The organism is Ruminococcus sp. 1001713B170207_170306_F1 (assembly GCF_015668065.1).
Taxonomy (GTDB): domain Bacteria; phylum Bacillota; class Clostridia; order Lachnospirales; family Lachnospiraceae; genus Blautia_A; species Blautia_A faecis.
In genome coordinates, this window is record NZ_JADPEX010000029.1 from 1 (window position 1) to 18,488 (window position 18,488).

Below are 18,488 nucleotides of genomic sequence, written 5' to 3' on the forward strand. Positions count from 1 at the left end.
CAGCGATTTTGCAATGTATATTCGCAAGCCGCGCATTTCAGGAGCGGTTTTAGTGGAGGCGAGATCCATGACTTACGGAGACTTAGGCGCGAAGGTTCTCCTGAGCGTCTTAGTCGTAGTTAGTCATTAGCTTGCCGGAACGTTGCGACGCGCGGCGGTGAATATACATTGTGAAATCGCGTCCGGAATAACGACCAATCCACAAAATAGCAATATAACCGCAGACAGAAGTACCGCAACACCCCACAGCGAAATTTGACAAACTCCAAGGAAAAAAGTAAAATACTAATAACTATGCAGAAACATGCATACTACAGATTTTTTCAAAAAGAAATTATAATAAAAATACGAAGAAGCGAGGATGGACCGAAATGAATACATGGGAAGCAAACATTCGTAAAGTAGTACCTTATACACCCGGCGAGCAGCCCAACCAGCCGGACATGATCAAGCTGAACACAAACGAGAACCCATATCCCCCTGCACCAGGCGTGGAGAAAGCATTACACGGGATTCAGCCAGATACCCTCCGCCTTTATCCGGACCCTACAGCTGGCGACCTGATACATGCAATTGCCCGGAGCTATGGACTGAAAGACGAGCAGGTTTTTGTAGGTGTTGGCTCAGATGATGTACTTGCCATGAGCTTCCTCACCTTCTTTAACTCAGATAAACCGATCCTTTTTCCCGATATCACCTATTCTTTCTATGACGTATGGGCGGATCTTTTCAGAATCCCATATGAATGTAAAGCTCTCGATGAGAACTTCTGTATCCGCAAAGAAGATTACTTCGGAGAAAACGGTGGAATTATTTTTCCGAACCCCAATGCACCTACAGGAGTGGAGCTGCCCCTCGGTGACATCGAGGAGATTCTCTTACACAACCGGGACGTCATTGTGATCGTAGATGAAGCATATGTAGATTTCGGAGCGAAATCAGCACTGGAGCTTATAGAGAAATATGACAATCTCCTGGTAGTTCAGACCTTCTCCAAATCCCGTTCCATGGCTGGAATGCGTATCGGCTTTGCGTGCGGCCATCCACAGCTGATCAGTTTTCTGAACGATGTAAAATATTCCTTCAATTCCTACACTATGGATCGTACCACTCTTGCAACCGGTGTGGCAGCTATCCAGGATAAAGCATATTTTACAGAAACCTGTGAGAAGATTATTGCTACCAGAGAATGGGCGAAGAAAGAACTGGCTGCCCTTGGTTTCACATTCCCGGATTCTAAGACCAACTTTATCTTTGCTTCTCACAAAAGCTGTCCGGCCAAAGAAATTTTTGAGGCCCTTCGTCAGGAGCATATTTATGTAAGATACTTCCCGAAGCCGAGGATTGACAATCATTTGCGGATCACGGTAGGGACTCAGGAAGAAATGGAGAAATTAATACATTTTCTGGAAAAATATATAAAAAATCATAAATAAGTGAAAAATATCTGTTTGAACGAAAATTCTGTTCTGGTGATTTTTTAATACGCTCTGGAGCCTGTGTGAAAAATACTCCGAAACAGGAAGCTCAGAACGACAGGAGTAAATATGAAATATAAGAAATTATTGAAAAAAGCAGCTGTAAGTCTGTTACTTGCCCAGTCCCTGATTTTTACAAGCTTGCCTATTCAGGCAGCAGATATTGCCGGGCAGAGTATGGTCTGGACGGAAAGTGTGGAAATGGAAAGCGCAGGAGACGCTGTATCAGCTGTGTCGTCGGATGCGATGACTGCGGAAGAGTTTTATGTGCAGGATGATTTTTCAGCAGGTGATGATCAGTCAGGGAGCGGAAGCACTTTAGCTGATGACAGCCAGGCTAGCAATGGAAGTGTAGAAGACGGTGACAGTCAGGCTGGCAATGGAAGTGCAGAAGGCGATGACAGCCAGGCTGGCAATGGAAGTACGGAAGACGATGCCGGTCAGTCAGGCAATGCCAGCTTCACAGGCATGACAGATGGAAATCCCTCCCAATCGGAAGACCTGTCAGACGGTTTCTCAGATGGTGGTACTGATGAACTTCAGGAACAAGATTTTGGCTTTGGCAGCATGGATCCGGATTCTGCCGAAGAAGAGAAAAGTGAAGACGATCTGACCGATGCGGAGATTGAGGCTCAGTTGGAGCCGATCCGTGAGCTGCAGCCCATAAGCTATGTAGACCCGCCATCTGGCAATGGGAATGGTGATACAGGAAGCGTAGGTGCTGCCAGAGCTGCGTCTTATCCTGCGAAATACGATCCCCGAAGCAGTATTTCCATCCCGGTAAGGAATCAAAAGCCTTCCAATATGTGCTGGGCATACACATTGGCTGCCAACCTGGAAATCTCATTTTTGCAGGCAGGAGCTGGACTGTTTGATCTGTCAGAAGAACATCTGGCATATTTCTTTGCCCACCGAATGAACGATTCCCTTGGAAATACAGCTAATGACAAAAACGAGGTTCTCCATTCCTACAGAGATGGAGGAAATCAGACCCTGGCTGCCATTTTTCTGAGTACGTGGAGCGGTATGGCTTTGGAATCCCAGGTTCCTTATGAGACAAATGCAGATCATACTCTGGACTCTGACAAGGTGCCGTCCTCCCAAATGGCATACCAGACCACAGCATATCTGGAAAATGCAGCGTTTTCCTCTTATTCTGTAAATAACATTAAAAGTCTGATATCAGAATATGGATCTGTTTCCATGTCCTTTGGAATGTATGATACCTATTATAATCCGTATACGTATGCATACAGCTACCCGGGAAGTGCAGGCGTGAATCATGCAATAACCCTGATTGGATGGGATGACAATTATTCCAGGGAAAATTTCAATTCTGCCAGCAATGTTACTTTAAACGGGGCATGGATTGCCAGAAACAGCTGGGGAGATGACTGGGGAGAAGCTGGTTATTTTTATATTTCCTATGAGAATAAATGTAATTATAATATTGTAGCAGCAGAAGCCACCACCAGTCCGAAGTACCGTAACAACTATTTCTATGATGGCTCCAGTGCACTGAGCAAGCTGAAGCTGTATCCTTCCGGCAGCAGTGGGATTTCCTCCATTGCCAATGTTTTTCAGGCAAAAGCCGGAAATGGGAACGGAGAAGCCCTTGGAGAAGTAGTTCTGGCTACTTACTCTGACGGAGGAAGCTACAGCATTCAGATTTATACAAATCTGAAGGATAAGAGCAATCCGGTAAGCGGAACTCCGGCCTATGCCAATCCGGTAACTTTTTATCAGGAACATGCCGGTATTTCCACAGTGGAAGTGCCAGAGGTAAATCTGATGAGTGGAACCCTTTATTCGGTAGTGCTCACCAATATCGGTTCCGACACAGTGGAATACTTGTGCGAGACTAACAGTGCTTATGACTGGGTGGAGTTTCAAGCTGGTCTGGAGGCGGATCAGAGCTTCTGTTACCATGAGAAAAATGGATGGAGCGATTTTTCCAAAACAAGTCCAAGTGCCTGTGCAAGAATTAAAGCTCACACAAGAACCTTGAGCAGTGCAGTGAATGTAACCAGACCTGCTTCCTTTCAAGCTGCGGCCCGCACCTATAACCAGATCAGTCTGACCTGGAGTAAAGCAGCCGGAGTTTCCGGATATCAGATCTATAGAAAAATCTCCGGCGGAGAGTATCAGAAGGTAGAGACCGCCTCCTGGTCGGATACTTCCTGGACAGATACGAAAGTTCAGCCGGGAATTACATATACATACAAGATCCGTGCGTACAGTATGGTGAACGGTACTGCGAAATATTCCGATTATACCGCGGAAGCTGCGGCTAAGACAATGCTTGCCACTCCGTCTGTGTCGGTGAAGGTTTCTTCCGGACTTTACAATACAGTAAACTGGAATAAGATTTCCGGTGCAGCAGGCTATGTGGTTTACAGGAAAACATCCTCTGGAAAATGGACGAAGCTTGCAAACATAAAGAAAGCAGCTACTACATCCTACAAAGATAAAAAGATAAAATCAGCTACCGTTTATGAGTATACAGTAAGAGCTTATTGTACTGTGGATAAGAAAACAGTGGCAAGCAGTTACAAGTCCAGTGGAACGTATAAATCAGCACCCTCCAGGCAGACCGTCTCATCGGTTTCCAATACGAAGAAAGGTCTGAAATTAAAGTGGAAGGCACAGAAGAAGTGTGATGGCTATTACATTTACAAAAAAACCGGAAGCGGAAAATATAAGCTGGCAGCTACTATTAAGAAGGGGAAAACTTCTACCTGGACAGACACGAAGGTGAAAAAAGGAAAGAAGTACCGTTATTATGTGCGTGCTTATGTAAAAGAGCCCAATGGTGTTGTAAAGGGAAAGTATAAAGCATCGGCGGCAGTTACAAGAAAGTAGGAAATCAATTGCAGAAAAGAAATAGAATTTACAGTAAAGCATTGTGGAATAGAAGATAGTCTGCACATAGTAAAAACTATAAGGTTTTTTGCAGCAGGACAACCTTCGGATATTAAAAAAACGGAAGCCCATTACATGAGCTTCCGTTTTAACATTTCCGGATTAGATGAATATTTAAGTGCAGTCTCTCTTGTGATCTGGCGGTTTCGATAAAGCTCCAGCAGGCTGTTATCCATGGATTTCATGTCTGCCTGGGAGGAAGAGGCGATCACACCGTCAATCTGATAAATCTTGTTGTCGCGGATCATATTTCGAATGGCAGGGGTAAGCCTCATGATCTCAAAAACCGGAATATTGTGCCCATTCACATCCGGCACCAGCTGTTGGGAAATAACAGTCTGCAGAACCATGGAAAGCTGAATGGCAATCTGATGCTGTTGGCTGGGCTCGAAAACATCCATAATACGGCTGATGGTATTGGCAGCTCCGGTAGTATGAAGGCTGGAAAGAATCAGATGTCCGGTCTCAGCAGCAGTCATGGCAGTCTGGATAGTCTCGTGGTCACGCATTTCTCCAAGAAGGATCACATCCGGGCTCTGACGCAGGGTGGCACGCAGGGAAACCAGATAATTGGCAGTATCCGTGCAGATCTCGCGTTGGCTGACAATGCATTTGTCATGTCTGTGCAGGTATTCCAAAGGGTCTTCCAGCGTGATGATATGCCCTTCGCGGCTGTGATTGATTTTGTCGATGATACAAGCCATGGTGGTAGATTTTCCGCTTCCGGCAGGACCTGTGATCAGAACCATTCCCTTGGTAAGGTCAGCTGCTTCCATAACAGCCGGAGGAATGTGCAGATCCTGCGGATCCGGCAGATTAAATGCAATAATACGGATGACAGCGGCAAGAGAACCACGCTGCCGGTATGTATTTACACGAAATCTTGAGAGACCCGGGATAGCCATGGAAAAGTCATCGTCACCGGTTTCCAGCATAGGTTCTATATTCCGGTCGTGAGCAAGCTTGTAAATGATCCGGATAAATTCATCTGTCTCCGGAGGCATGAGCCGTTCTTCAAAACCATCCAGTGTACAGAGCTTTCCGTCAATTTTTACAGAAAGGGGACGACCGGCAATAATAAATATATCAGAGGCTTTTTTCTGAGTGGCAAGCTCCAGAAAAGCCTTTACTTTTTCTTCCATAAAATTATTCTCCTTTGTAGACAGACTGGCTGTTGTCCGGATTCCAGTCTGCAGTTACAACCGTATTCCAGGAGAGAATCCCGGCGATATTGCTGCTGGTCACGTCCAATCCTGCATTATTCGTTACAGTACGGTCAGAAGCAGCGGTATCAGAAGCAGCGGCATCAGAAGCAACGGTATCAGAGGCTGCAGTGTCAGAGGCAGCGGTATCAGAGGCAACAGTATCAGAGGCTGTGGAATCAGCCGTACGATCAGTCCAGAATACAGAAACTTTCACAGCCAGACTCTGGGTGTCGGAAAATGCGTTCATATATTCAGCAGTATGTTCCTCTGAATCCCATTTTACATTCTCCTGTGAGTTCAGATAATCGGAGACGAGCTTGTAATATGAACTTTCTGATTTTACCTGTGCCTGAAATCCTTCCAGTGTCTGAACCAGATCTGAATAAAAATCAGCTGCCTCACTGCAGGCATTATAATAGGCTGAGGTCTGCTCCAGAGAAAGGCTGCTGGCGCGCAGATCCTGCCTGGAAGTACCATAGCCAAGCAAGGACAGGATCACCAGCATAAGAACTCCGAAGATTAGAAAAAGGGAAGGAATTCCAGTTGCAGAAAAAAGATGATTCTTTTCTTTCATGAATCTGCTACCTCCTTTGTGGAAAAAACTGGAAAGCGAATTGTCTGTGTATAAAGGCTGGTTTCCTCATTTGCATTCTGGAGTTTTTCGAAAGTAATGTGAACTTCTTTGACCTTGTCAGAAGCAGAGCAGACGAGCCTCATTTTATAAAATGCACTTTCTTCGGAAGCATTCTGCCAGTGCTTGTCAAAATAATAGCAAATACTGTCCTGATCTGCAACTCCATCTGGCATCAGTGCCAGAAAATTTTGAACAGTGCCGTCAGTTCCTTCCAGAATTTCACCGGCGCTGGTGATAAGTTCCTGGATATGAGAGTCCTCCCGGGCATGTACCCTTGCCATGTAGGAAGCCGCAAACAGTCTTACGCAGACACCGCAGGTCAGCCCAAGAAAAAGAAGGACAAATATCATTTCCATAAGAAAGAGCCCGGATTTGGAATGGGTAGTGATTTTTTTCATAAAAACTTCCTTTCAGCACATCATTCAGAAGTGACCTGCCCCAAATTCAGGAGCCTGCGAATCAGGCAGGAACCCCTGGATGAAGCAGAAAACTGGAACAATGTCCATCTGTGTCCGTTAATGTGATTCTGTAAAAAGTGTTTTCTAAAGCGCCAATCTGGAAATCCTGAAGCTGTGCGAGGTTGGTCCCCATAGAAAGATCGGCCCGGGAATCCGATGCTGTAAAAAGCTCTTTTAAATGACTGCCATCAAAATAAATGTAAGTGCAGTAATCTTTCCCCTCAATAGCTTCCTGAAAGCAAAGAACCTGTGTTCCCTGAAGCTCTGTAAGGGAGGTCATTCCGGGAATATCGTGCTGACGAAACTTGGTAGTGATGTAAGAGGCTGCTGTATAAAGGTTGTTATTAGTGTCCAGGCTTTTTACAGAGGCCTGATAGTTCCCGGCACCAAAAAGCATCAGAAATAGAAGAAACAGCACATACATTGCAAAAAGCAGCAGGGCTGCCAGTGAATCAATGCTGTGGTTCTTCCGGGTAAATCTGGAATTCATCTGGCACCTCCTTTTCTGGCATTTACCGGAAGTACGCTGATCGATGGCAGAAGATTGGATCCGTTTGGAACATATTCTACCACAAATTTCTCAGAATCATAGGTAATATGGTAATCTGAAAGCAATTCATCCAGGCTCTCAGGGTATTGGCCTGTGAGGGCGTAGGTGCGGATGGCACCTCCTTCAAGTGCCTGCGTTAAAGTAACCTGTTCTTTTTCCAGGGAATCAGTCTGTGTACGTGCAATTCCAAGATAGAAGATCAGGCAGAGGACTGCAGCGAACAGGATTGGAACAATAAAGCGGAAAATCCGCCTGACACGAATGAGTCTGGTTTCAAATATATCCATTTTCACTCTCCCTTACAGTTGTTATGCGATCATTTCAGATAACAGTCCCAGCAGCGGCATCATAACAGAAAGAAGGACCAGTCCTACCAAAATTGAAAGGACGATCACAATAGTAGGCTCCAAAATTGACACAATGTGGGAAACAGAGTCTGTGGATTTCTCTTCATACTGCTCAGCCAGTTTTTCCATTACTTCGTCAGATGCACCAGCCTGAAAACCAAGGGAGATCAGACGAAGCTCCATAGCCTTAAAAAGTCTGGATTCCGTGATGGCTTCTGTAAATCCATATCCTTCCGCGAGCTGCTTCTGAATGGAAGCAAGCTTTTCCCTGATCTCAGTCTGGGTAACCACAGCCCCTGCCAGCTCCACACAAAGCTCAGGGGAAAGTCCGCTTCGGATTCCCAGGGAAATACATTGGCAAAGACGACTGTAATCCAGATTTACCGGAATTTCCTTCATGCCGGGAAAACGGCAGACGATTTTGCGGATCAGTTCCTGCCCCTTTGGGTGAAGAACCAGGAAAAGGATAAAGCCGATCATCGCGGCCAGAAGAACAAGGAAGGCAGTAGAATAGCGGCTAAGTGTTTCGCCGATTCCAAGAAGGGCACCGGAGATCCCGCTCATTTCCAGTCCAAGCTGGCGGAAAACCTGGCGGAAAACCGGGAGAACCTTTACAAGAAGAATTACAATAACCGCAGTCATCATGCCCAGCATAACAAGGGGATAGGCGACTGCACTCTGAATCTGGTCTGTGATCTGAATCTCCTTCGCATAGAAAGCAGACAGACCCTTCATAACCTCATCCAGACAGCCTGTCTCTTCGCCGGTGCGTACATAAGCAGCAGCAGAAGCAGGAAAAGCACCGGATTGCTCCATGGCGTGCGCCAGGGAGCCGGATTCCTCCATGTCTTTATAAAGAAAGGTCAAAATTTCTTTGCCCCGTTCTGTCTGGCTGTCGTCATTTAAGATGGCAAGTCCCTCAATGGCGGACATTCCGGAACGTAATATGATGGAAAACTGTTCACAGAATTGGAACAGCTCCCGATTGTTTAATTTGGTAATCATATAAAGTCCTCTCTGAAAAAACATCAGGCAGATCCTGAAAAAATCCATGAACCTGCGAGGCGTTTTTCGTTGTGCTATCGGGTAAACTGCAGCGTATAATTTGCGCTGTCACCGATATAGGAATTGATAAGCTCTTCATCTTCACTGTTAGCGGTAAAGGTTGGATCCATGCGGTTCCATTTCTCCCCGTCATAGGTAATCGCCTGTTCCACCCATCCTTTTCCACGTATGTAAACATCGATCCAGGCATGCTTGATGTCACCTGCATATCCGATCTGAAGCTTACAGGGAATATCCCTGCTTCGCAGCATTGCCGTCATCAAGGCAGCATAATCAAAGCAGATTCCCTTTCCGGTAGAGAGGGTTTCGTCTATGTCAGGAAGATATCCTGTCTCAACGGTGGCTGCTTTGTCCTCGTCGTAGGTGACATGCTGGGTTACATACTGGAAAACGGTGTCAATGCTTTCCTGTTCCGTGGCATCCTCTGCCAGAAGAGAAAGAGCCAGCTTGCAGGCTTCTGAGTCCGGGGTAAAATTTACATACTGGTTCGGATACAAAAACGGGAGAAATTCATTCTCCAGGGAAACCTCCAGAGCCTGGGCAAAAAGTGCGGCATACTGACTGCCGTTTACCTGCTCATAACAGGATACCTGGTAGGTGCCGCTTCCACTGGTAAACGGAATGACAGCACTTTCGCCGGAGCTTACAAAATAAGAATAAACAACGCCGTCATCCGCGGAAAGCTGGATGTTTTTGGTGGTACCATTGCTGTCACTGACAGCAGTCAGATATCCCTGACTGATATTTGAAATATCCAGTATCAGAGGTGAATATCCTATGGTGTCTGTTCCCGGAGCTTCCGGAACCAGAACCTTCAGCGGGGAAAAAACAGGCGGTTCTTCGCCGGAACCGGAGCTGCTGTTCTGACCGCAGCCTGCAGCTGGGAAAACTATTAGCAGGCAAAATAGAAATAAGCAAAGCAGAAGGGCCGAAATGCGTTTAGACATAGCGCCGCTCCTTTTTATAAGTTGATCATTCATTTTCAAACACGTTCCAGGGATTTTTGAAATTCGGGAAGATCGTACCATGCTGGTGGTTCCTTCATACGAACCACGAAATGGCACAGATCAGGACGGATCCTGGCTTCCAGGTATTCCATAGGACCCAGTGAACAGTGTGCTGTTCTGGTGTTGAAAAAAATAGGAGATCCCGGTTCAATGTTGAGAATCTGTGCATCAAGGAAATCAGCTGAGCTGATGTTGATGTGTTCTTCGCCAGTTTCAAATTTAATTCCGTAGTGCTTCTGAATAAAGTAATAGAGATCTACAAGCTGTTCGCGGTAGGTATCTAAATCTGGGAAAAAATCAATACGGATATAATTTGTCTGAATTATCACAGGCTGTTCATTGGAGGAAACCACTCTTTGAAGGCGGAAGACTTCTGTTCCTTCATTAAGGTCCAACGCACTGGCGACCTGGCTGTTTGCAGGAATACGGTCAATCCAGGTTCCGCTGATGGTCAGGGCGGCATTATCCGGAAACAGAGTGTTTATGTCTATTACGTTATGAAATTTTGAGAAGCTGGTAAGCTCCCGTTCTTTGGGATTGATCACCTGTGTGCCGGCACCCTGCTTTACCTTTATGCGTTTGTCTTTAACCAAAAGGTCAATGGCATGCCGGACCGTCGTACGGCTTACCGAAAACATTTTTCCAAGCTCATCTTCTGTGGGAAGATAGGAACCTATGGGATAAACGTTATTATCTATATCGGATTTTAATTTGTTATAACATTTCTTGTATGCAGGAAGTTTTTCCATAATGTTTCCTTTCAAAATAAAGTTGTTTAGTAACCTATAGTATATATGTATCAAACAAATAAGTCAAACGATAATTGGAAAAAACAGAATCTCTTATACAAAATGCATAAAAACAGGCGAAGTATCTTGTCAAATAAAACACTTTACTAAATATAAAAAACAATGTATAGTAATGTTTATAAACATAATTACGAATTTAAAAAATAAATTAAAATAAAGGAGAAACATAATGATGAAAAAACAGGAATTTGTACCGCGAAAGATAAGCGAGAAACCACTGTATGAACTGAAATCAGTGGAAGATATTCCGGTATCAGAGCTGTATCAGGTTAAGATAAACGGAAAGGAACAGCGAGTATATCATACGGAATTTTTTGATTTTGTTTCTTTCTTAGATGAAAATGAAAAGGCAGAGGTAGAAGTTACAGTAAACGAACCATTTCAGAAGGCGGTTATCCGTCCCACAGCTGTACAGATACCATTCAAAGAAGAGGGAAACAAAATCAGCATAAGCCTTCCTGCCGGAAAGAGAATTACTCTTGAACTGGACGATAAACTGGAGTCACCACTTTATGTTCTTCCTGGAAAATACATACCGAAGCCTGAGAATGCCACTTATGTATTTGAAAGCGGAAAAGCCTACAATGTGGGATGCCTTCAGCTTAATTCTGACGAAACTGTTTATATAGAGTACGGAGCAGTTGTAAGCGGAAGAATCTATTCCAGAATGGCAGACAGAGTCCGTATTCTGGGAAATGGAATCCTGTATGGAGGAAACTGGCATGCATGGGACGAAAATGGAGCAGAGCAACTGATCGTTCCTGTACTGGGTGAGAACATTGAAATACGCGGAATCACACTTCTGGATGGTGGTTCCTGGCATATTGTTCCGGTTGCATGTAAAAATGTTCTGATTGAAGACGTAAATGTTCTGGGAAAAGTGATCACAGGAGATGGCGTCGATATAGTCGGATGTGAGAATGTAGTGCTTCGTAATTGCTTTATAAGGGCAAATGATGATTGTATATCTATTAAGGCTGTGGAATTCCAGGATCCGTCAGGCTGCACAGATGTGAGACATATCCTTGTTGAGGATTGCCTGTTCTGGAATGCAGAATTTGGAAACACACTTGAAATCGGATATGAAACCAGGTGTGACGAAATTACAGATGTTGTTTTCAGAAATTGTGATGTTGTACATTGCCAGTATGAGGGCAATCAGTCAGGTGGCGTACTGACAATTCATAACGCTGACCGTGCCCATGTACATGATATTGTTTATGAAAACATCCGAATTGAAGATGCCCAGGAAAAATTTATTGATATTAAAACTCTTGATTCCAAGTATTCACGAGACAGGGAAAGAGGCATGGTAAATGATATTTTCTTTAAAAATATTGAAATTACAGAAGGCGCTTTTCCAGTATCCATTATACGTGGCTTTGAGATGAAAAATGAAGTGTGCAGACCTCATGGCTTTTATTTTGACAATGTGGTAATTCATGGAGAAAAGGTGATGTCACCTGGTGAATTACACATGGTTGTGGAATTGTCAGATGAACTGAAATTCCAGTAAAAGGAATTAACAAAGGAGATGGAAGAAAGCATGGATATTTTGCTTGTCGGAACCTATACACAGCATGATGCCCCTGCTGTATTGGAGAAGCAGGAGCTTGGAAAAGGTATCTATCTGATTCCGTATAATGAGCCCCTGGGAGGTGTTGCAGGAACTCCTTTTATCATACAAATGCAGAATCCTTCCTGGGTTTGTCTGGTGAAGAACCGGCTGTTTGCGGTAAGTGAAAGTGAAAATGCTGCGGAAATTGTGGAATATGAAGTAGGGGTTCAGAAAGAAAGGCTTACAGCAGTGAAAAAGGTAGGTCTTCAGATGCCTGGAAAAGCATCCTGTCATATTGAAAAGGATGAAAAAGGACAAAGGCTTTTTGTATCTGATTACGGAAGTGGAGATTTAAAGGTGATCGACATTTCAGAAGCCGGCAGCCCGAAGCTTTTACAGGAAATTTCTTTTACAGGAAAAGGGCTGGATCCGGAACGGCAGGAAGCATCTCATATTCACTCCTGCTTCCTTCATAGGGGAGATCTGTATGCAGCTGACTTAGGGTGTGATAAGATTTATTCTTTTGACACAGATAAGGGAAAGCTTCTGCAAAAAGAAACCATAGATGTCAGACCTGGAGCCGGTCCAAGACATATGGAAATACTGGAGAAAAATGGAAAAACATATCTCTATGTATTAAATGAGCTGGATATTACAATTTCTGTTTACTGCAATGGGAATCTGTGCCAGACCATATCTCTGGAAGAAAATTTGCCAGAGGGTGTGCTTGCGGCTGAATTGTGTATTGCAGAGGGAAAAATGCTTTACGCATCTGTGAGAGGAACCGGAGAAATCTTTGGATTTACAATTGAAGAAAATGGAATGTTAAGTTTGAAACAAAAAGTTGTAGTTCCGGAAGGCTGGTTTCGAAGTATTTGTCTGGACAGCAGTGAAAAGCATTTGCTTGCAGCAGATCAGAAAACAGGAAAAATATATATTTTTGACAGGCAATCAGAGGGAGAACTGGGAAATCAGCGGGTCCTTGTGGAAGTTCCCGTACCTGTGCAGGTATTGTCTGGGAAAATAGAATAAGAGAGGAAAACTGTGATGAGAAAAAAAGCAATCGTTACAGGTGCCAGTCGTGGAATCGGACGTGGAATTATCAGAGAACTGGCAGCAGCCGGATATGATATTGCCTTTTCCTATCGGACACGGGAAGATGAGGCAAAGGAAGCTGCTGAAGAAATAAGAAATATGGGTTCCTTTGCCTGGTATGCAAAGGCTGATATGGCACAGGCAGGAGAAGGGGAGAAATTTTTTGACCAGGCTGTCAGGGAACTGGGCGGACTGGATCTGCTTGTAAATAATGCCGGAGTTACCGTGTTTCAGTCCATTCTGGACCTTGAAATGGAGGAAACCCAGAAAATGCTGAATCTGGATCTTTTGAATTACCTTGTACTTTCCAGTAAGGCGGCCAGATATATGAAGGCTCATGAGGTTAAAGGATGCATTATCAACATAACCTCTTCAAGAGCAGAAAGAGCATATCCGGGAGATTGTGTTTACGGCGGCATAAAGGCAGCAGTGAACCGGGCTTCACAGTCTATGGCACTGGATCTTGCACCATATGGGATCCGTGTGAACTGTGTGGCTCCGGGAGCTATCTGTATCCGTACGCCAGAGGAAATAAAAGCAGAAGGCAGGACAGAGCTGGAAGGCTTCTGGGAAAGTCTGGGAGAAAGAATTCCAATGGGCAGAAATGGAACACCGAAAGATATAGGAAGAGCGGTAGTATTCCTTGCAAGTGAGAATGCAGCTTATATAACCGGAGAAGTATTGCGGGTTGACGGAGGACTGATCCTGCCGGGAATGCCGGAAAAAGTAGAAAATGATAAAAATGCCTGGGGAGGAGAAAAATGAGAGTAACGATCAGAGATGTAAAAGTAATTTGCTGTGCGCCGCAGAAAATCAATCTGGTGACAGTAAAAGTGGAAACAAGTGAGCCAGGATTATATGGCGTGGGCTGCGCAACTTTTGCCCACAGACATCTGGCAGTGGTTGCTGCAGTGGAAAAATATCTGAAGCCATACCTGATCGGCAGAGATGTTTCTGATATTGAAGATATCTGGCAGTCCATAAAGGGCATGAGCTACTGGAGAAACGGACCTGTTTTAAACAATGCCCTGTCAGGTGTGGATATGGCTTTATGGGATATTAAAGGAAAAATGGCCGGAATGCCCTTGTATGACTTACTGGGTGGAAAATGCAGAACCGGAGTGCCATGCTATACGCATGCTGAAGGCACCACAATAGAGGATTGTGTGCAAAAAGTAGGAGCGTTAAAAGAAAGAGGATATCGCTGTATCCGTGCGCAGGTTGGAGGCTATGGCGGAAAGGATATGCCTTACCAGCCACCGGAAGGATCCTTTGAAGGCTGCTATTATGATCCAAAAGCATACATGGCAAAAACAATACAGCTGTTTGAGCGTCTCAGGGAAACCTATGGATGGGAACTGGAGCTTTGTCACGATGTACATGAGAGGCTGAGACCTTCGGATGCGGTAATATTTGCAAAAGATATGGAGAAATTCCGTCTGTTCTTTCTTGAGGACTGTCTTTCTCCGGAACAGAGCGGATGGTTTAAGCAGATCAGGCAGCATTGCACCACCCCGCTGGCTATGGGAGAGCTGTTTAACAATCCAAACGAATGGCTGAATCTTATCACAGAAAGAGAAATTGATTATATAAGAATCCATTTAAGCCAGATTGGAGGAATTACACCGGCACGTAAACTGATTGCTCTTTGTGATGCATTTGGAATAAGAACTGCATGGCATGGACCAATAGACCTTACTCCGATTGGTCACGCAGTAAATATCCACCTGGATATGGCTTCTCCGAATTTTGGAATCCAGGAATGGGCTGACACCAATACCTTGTCTGAAGATGCAGGCGCAATTGCCTTACATCAGATTTTTACCGGAATTCCGGAAATGCGGGACGGATATCTGTATCTGAATGGGAAACCAGGAATTGGTGTGGATATTGATGAAAAAGCAGCAGCTGAGTATCCGTGCAGCGAAGAGGTTGTCACATGGGATTGGATGCTGCCAAGGCTTCCGGATGGAACAGCAGTAAGACCGTAAATACAGTCACTTTGTCACAGTATTTGCAGGCAGTAAAGGTGGATTGTCAACTCCTGCAAATACTGTGCAATTCATACAAAAATGCACAAAAAATATTGTGAATACATACGAAAGTGATAAAGAGTCGCAAAAAAACATTGAAAATGTCAGTCGACTATGCTATGATTCAAATATCACCGGAAACGTTACCGGTAACAATACCGGAAACGTTACCAAAACGGAACCCAGCCACTGAAAAAATCAGTTGGCGGAAAATAAAATTATACTAGGAGGTATAAGAAATGAAGAAAAAAATGTTGGCAGCAGTATTAGCTGGAACAATGGTTATGTCCCTTGGAACAAACCTTTGCTGGGCTGATGGAGAGAAGACCAAGGTCACTATGACTGTATGGAATGGTGAGTGGGGCGATCAGCTGGATCGTACCATGGAGTCCTTCAACAGCAAACATGATGATATCGAGCTGGATATCACAATGCAGTCCGGAGATTACTCTGATTTCCTTGGAACTGCAGCTGCAACAAATGACTGGCCGGATATCTACATCCTTACACCATGGACACAGGTGCAGGATTTTGCAGAGGCAGGAAGAATTCAGGATTTAAGCGGAATGGATTTTACTGAGAAGGTTTACCCGACCGCTCTTGAAGCTGCTACCTATGATGGAAAAATCTACGGATATCCTGCAAACGTTGAGTATCTTGGTGTATTCTACAACAAGCAGATGTTTAAGGATGCAGGAATCGAAGAAGTTCCGAAAACAAGAGATGAATTCGAAGCAGCATGCGAGAAGCTGGAAGAGTCCGGCGTAACACCAATCGCTTCCACATTCAAAGATTCCTGGACTCTGAAACACATGTTCAGTGTAATGATGTCAAACGTAGTACAGGATGATATGGAAGGCTTCCTGGATCAGTTAAATTCCGGCGAGGGAACCTTCAATGTAGACGGTATCGATGATGTATTTGCAACAGCAGATATTATCAAAGCTCATTGTGGAAGCAATATGATGGATTGCGACTCCACATCCGGTTTCAATGCACTTGCAAACTCTGAAGCTGCTATGCTGATCAGCGGTGAGTTCAGCCAGAACGTAGTAGCAAAAATGGATAACCCGCCGGAAATCGGATACTTTGCATTACCAGTATCCAACGATGCTGAGAGAAACAAAGCAGCAGTTGACGTAGGAATCGTATATGGAGTAAGCACTCAGACAGAGCATATGGATGCTTGCAAAGAGGTTATTGACTTCTTAAGCGATGCTTCCCTTTCTGATGGATATATTGCAATTGTAACCGAGAAACCAGGTTCTGCACCGGCTTCCCAGGATTTCACAGTTAATTATGATTCTGCATCTACAAACGATTATCTGGAATATGCAAACAGCGGAAACGTAATTCCGTGGGTATATCAGCAGTATGTAAACGGATTTGATGTTATCTCCGGAGATATCTTCCAGGGTTACATGGCAGACGCTGCTGACAAGGATGAGGTAATTTCCGAGCTTGACGCAGCATATCTTGAATATCTGGATCAGTAAATAAGAGGAAATGCTGACCTGCGATTCCCGGGGGGAGCACCCCCCCGGGAATCTTTTTAATGGAAGATTTATCGTGATATCTGTATAAGCAGATGAGCCTTTTAGAAAAAGAAAGAGAGGATAATATGTCATCTTTATATAAGAAAAACAAGAAATTTTATCTTCTGCTGATTCTGCCTGCTTTGCTTTTGTATTCCTTTGCAATGCTGGCACCTCTGTTTGGCGGAACCATTCCATATTCATTCCTGAAATGGAATCTGATGTCCGGGAAAAAAGCTTTTGTGGGATTTGACAATTATGTAAAATTGTTTTCCGATGCAAAATTCTGGACTTCCTTTGGATTTAACCTTTTTGTTGGTGCGTTCACCATTATTGGCAGCAATGTTTTTGGATTTATTCTTGCTTATTTCCTGAATGAGAACATTAAGGCTAAAGGCGTGGTCAGAGCTATGTTCTTCATTCCAAACATTGTCAGTGCCGTATTGGTATCCTTTATCTGGGTGTTTATTTTTACAAATGCAATGCCTGCACTTGGCGGAGCATTAGGCTGGGACTGGCTGGCAAATATAAGCTGGTTCGGAACTCCGTCAATGGCAACTGTGACGATCATTGTGGTTTCCATTTGGCAGAACATTGGTTTCTTGATGATCATTTATACCGCAGGTCTTCAGACTATTCCGAAGGATGTTATGGAGTCTGCTGAGCTGGATGGCTGCAGCGGTCTGAAAAAAGTTCTGAAAATTGAGCTTCCGCTGCTTATGCCAACTGTCACGATCAATCTGTTTGTTTCTATTTCTGGAGCATTTAAGTCATTCGATATTCCGAACGCAATGACAGGCGGTGGTCCTTACGGTTCCACAATGCCAGTTGCCATGAATATTTACCAGGAAGCTTTCACCAAGTACAATCTGGGCTATGGCTCAGCGAAATCTGTAATCCTGTTCCTTACAGTAGCAGCGGTTACTCTGATCCAGTTGTACTGCACTCGTAAGAAGGAGGTAGAATACTAATGAAAAAGAAAGTATGGCTTCCAACCATTATTATGTTTTTCTTTGGTGTCCTGTTCCTTATGCCGATCATCCTGCTTGTGATGAACGCATTCAAGACACATAACGATATGATCCAGAACTTCCTTTCTTTTCCACATTACCTCTATACCGGAAACTTTACAGAAGCTATAGAACGTCTGAAATTCTGGAGAGTAGTTGGAAATTCAGCATATGTAACCCTGGGAACCATGCTGGTATGTACCATCATTTCCTTTATGGCTGCATATGGAATTGCGCACATCCCTGGAAAGCTTGGAAATGTTTTGTATCTGATGTTCACCCTTGGACAGATCATTCCGTTCCATTCCATTATGATCGCGCTTTCTGTACAGCTGACCAACACAAACCTTTTGAATAACCTGACCGTACTTATTTTCCTGTATGCCGGCTTCCACGGAGCATTTGGTATTTTTACCTACGTTGGCTTTTTGAAGTCCATTCCGAAGGAATTGGAAGAGGCAGCAGCAATTGACGGCTGTGGCATGTTCCGCTGCATGTGGCAGGTAATTTTCCCATTGGTACGCTCCACAAGCATAACTCTTCTGGTACTGTTTTTCCTGTGGACATGGAATGATTTCCTTATGCCAAACCTGTATGTTTCAGACAGTGGTTTGAGAACCCTGACAGTTGCTATTTATATGTTTAAGAGTACCTCCGGATCTGAGTGGAATCTGATGCTTGCCGGAATGACTCTGTCTATGGTTCCAATCATAATCATTTATATTGCAGCACAGAAATATATCACCAGCGGACTTACCGCAGGTGCAGTAAAAATGTAATTG

At 44.3% G+C, this 18,488-nt stretch carries 17 protein-coding genes; 9 read left to right on the forward strand and 8 right to left on the reverse strand.

Annotated features, from left to right (window positions below):
* The first annotated feature begins 371 nt into the window (after positions 1-371).
* Positions 372-1,436, forward strand: coding sequence for a histidinol-phosphate transaminase (hisC, locus tag I4V84_RS15740; protein ID WP_195992862.1), 1,065 nt, complete (start codon positions 372-374; stop codon positions 1,434-1,436).
* 111 nt (positions 1,437-1,547) lie between these two features.
* Positions 1,548-4,340 carry a C1 family peptidase gene (locus tag I4V84_RS15745; RefSeq protein WP_195992864.1) on the forward strand — a complete coding sequence of 931 codons (2,793 nt, stop codon included), beginning with the start codon at positions 1,548-1,550 and terminating at the stop codon, positions 4,338-4,340.
* Between the two features lie 131 nt (positions 4,341-4,471).
* Here I4V84_RS15745 and I4V84_RS15750 read toward each other — a convergent pair whose 3' ends face one another.
* From I4V84_RS15750 to I4V84_RS15785, 8 genes are all read right to left on the reverse strand, one after another.
* On the reverse strand, positions 4,472-5,542 hold the full coding sequence (locus I4V84_RS15750) for a PilT/PilU family type 4a pilus ATPase (RefSeq protein WP_118584202.1): 1,071 nt from the start codon (positions 5,540-5,542) through the stop codon (positions 4,472-4,474).
* A gap of 4 nt (positions 5,543-5,546) precedes the next feature.
* Positions 5,547-6,179, reverse strand: coding sequence for a hypothetical protein (locus I4V84_RS15755; RefSeq protein ID WP_195992866.1), 633 nt, complete (start codon positions 6,177-6,179; stop codon positions 5,547-5,549).
* Positions 6,176-6,637: a hypothetical protein gene (locus I4V84_RS15760; protein WP_187565101.1), complete on the reverse strand. Its 462-nt coding sequence runs from the start codon at positions 6,635-6,637 to the stop codon at positions 6,176-6,178. The genes I4V84_RS15755 and I4V84_RS15760 overlap by 4 nt, the downstream gene beginning before the upstream one ends.
* A 61-nt stretch (positions 6,638-6,698) precedes the next feature.
* Positions 6,699-7,187 (reverse strand): DUF4860 domain-containing protein, encoded by a 489-nt coding sequence (locus I4V84_RS15765; protein ID WP_195992868.1) that lies wholly within the window; start codon positions 7,185-7,187, stop codon positions 6,699-6,701.
* Positions 7,184-7,534, reverse strand: a complete 351-nt coding sequence (locus tag I4V84_RS15770; protein WP_195992870.1) for a hypothetical protein — start codon at positions 7,532-7,534, stop codon at positions 7,184-7,186. The genes I4V84_RS15765 and I4V84_RS15770 overlap by 4 nt, the downstream gene beginning before the upstream one ends.
* A 21-nt stretch (positions 7,535-7,555) precedes the next feature.
* On the reverse strand, positions 7,556-8,599 hold the full coding sequence (locus tag I4V84_RS15775) for a type II secretion system F family protein (protein ID WP_195992872.1): 1,044 nt from the start codon (positions 8,597-8,599) through the stop codon (positions 7,556-7,558).
* 74 nt (positions 8,600-8,673) lie between these two features.
* On the reverse strand, positions 8,674-9,606 hold the full coding sequence (locus tag I4V84_RS15780) for a transglutaminase-like domain-containing protein (protein ID WP_195589643.1): 933 nt from the start codon (positions 9,604-9,606) through the stop codon (positions 8,674-8,676).
* Between the two features lie 35 nt (positions 9,607-9,641).
* The gene (locus I4V84_RS15785) at positions 9,642-10,430 is read right to left on the reverse strand and encodes a GntR family transcriptional regulator (protein WP_207748686.1); all 789 of its coding nucleotides are present in this window, start codon (positions 10,428-10,430) and stop codon (positions 9,642-9,644) included.
* Between the two features lie 214 nt (positions 10,431-10,644).
* Between I4V84_RS15785 and I4V84_RS15790 the strand changes: the two genes are divergently transcribed.
* The 7 genes from I4V84_RS15790 to I4V84_RS15820 all read left to right on the forward strand — a co-directional run bounded on the left by I4V84_RS15790 (position 10,645) and on the right by I4V84_RS15820 (position 18,485).
* Positions 10,645-11,991 carry a glycosyl hydrolase family 28 protein gene (locus tag I4V84_RS15790; protein WP_195992874.1) on the forward strand — a complete coding sequence of 449 codons (1,347 nt, stop codon included), beginning with the start codon at positions 10,645-10,647 and terminating at the stop codon, positions 11,989-11,991.
* A 30-nt stretch (positions 11,992-12,021) separates the two neighbouring features.
* Positions 12,022-13,065 carry a beta-propeller fold lactonase family protein gene (locus tag I4V84_RS15795; protein WP_195992876.1) on the forward strand — a complete coding sequence of 348 codons (1,044 nt, stop codon included), beginning with the start codon at positions 12,022-12,024 and terminating at the stop codon, positions 13,063-13,065.
* Positions 13,066-13,080: 15 nt separating this feature from the next.
* On the forward strand, positions 13,081-13,893 hold the full coding sequence (locus I4V84_RS15800; RefSeq protein WP_148461067.1) for an SDR family oxidoreductase: 813 nt from the start codon (positions 13,081-13,083) through the stop codon (positions 13,891-13,893).
* Positions 13,890-15,119 (forward strand): enolase C-terminal domain-like protein, encoded by a 1,230-nt coding sequence (locus I4V84_RS15805; protein ID WP_148461068.1) that lies wholly within the window; start codon positions 13,890-13,892, stop codon positions 15,117-15,119. Before I4V84_RS15800 ends, I4V84_RS15805 begins: the two co-directional genes overlap by 4 nt.
* 281 nt (positions 15,120-15,400) lie before the next feature.
* On the forward strand, positions 15,401-16,657 hold the full coding sequence (locus I4V84_RS15810) for an extracellular solute-binding protein (RefSeq protein ID WP_195992886.1): 1,257 nt from the start codon (positions 15,401-15,403) through the stop codon (positions 16,655-16,657).
* 125 nt (positions 16,658-16,782) lie between these two features.
* Positions 16,783-17,667 carry a sugar ABC transporter permease gene (locus tag I4V84_RS15815; RefSeq protein WP_195380132.1) on the forward strand — a complete coding sequence of 295 codons (885 nt, stop codon included), beginning with the start codon at positions 16,783-16,785 and terminating at the stop codon, positions 17,665-17,667.
* On the forward strand, positions 17,667-18,485 hold the full coding sequence (locus I4V84_RS15820) for a carbohydrate ABC transporter permease (RefSeq protein ID WP_195992888.1): 819 nt from the start codon (positions 17,667-17,669) through the stop codon (positions 18,483-18,485). Before I4V84_RS15815 ends, I4V84_RS15820 begins: the two co-directional genes overlap by 1 nt.
* Positions 18,486-18,488 lie beyond the last annotated feature (3 nt).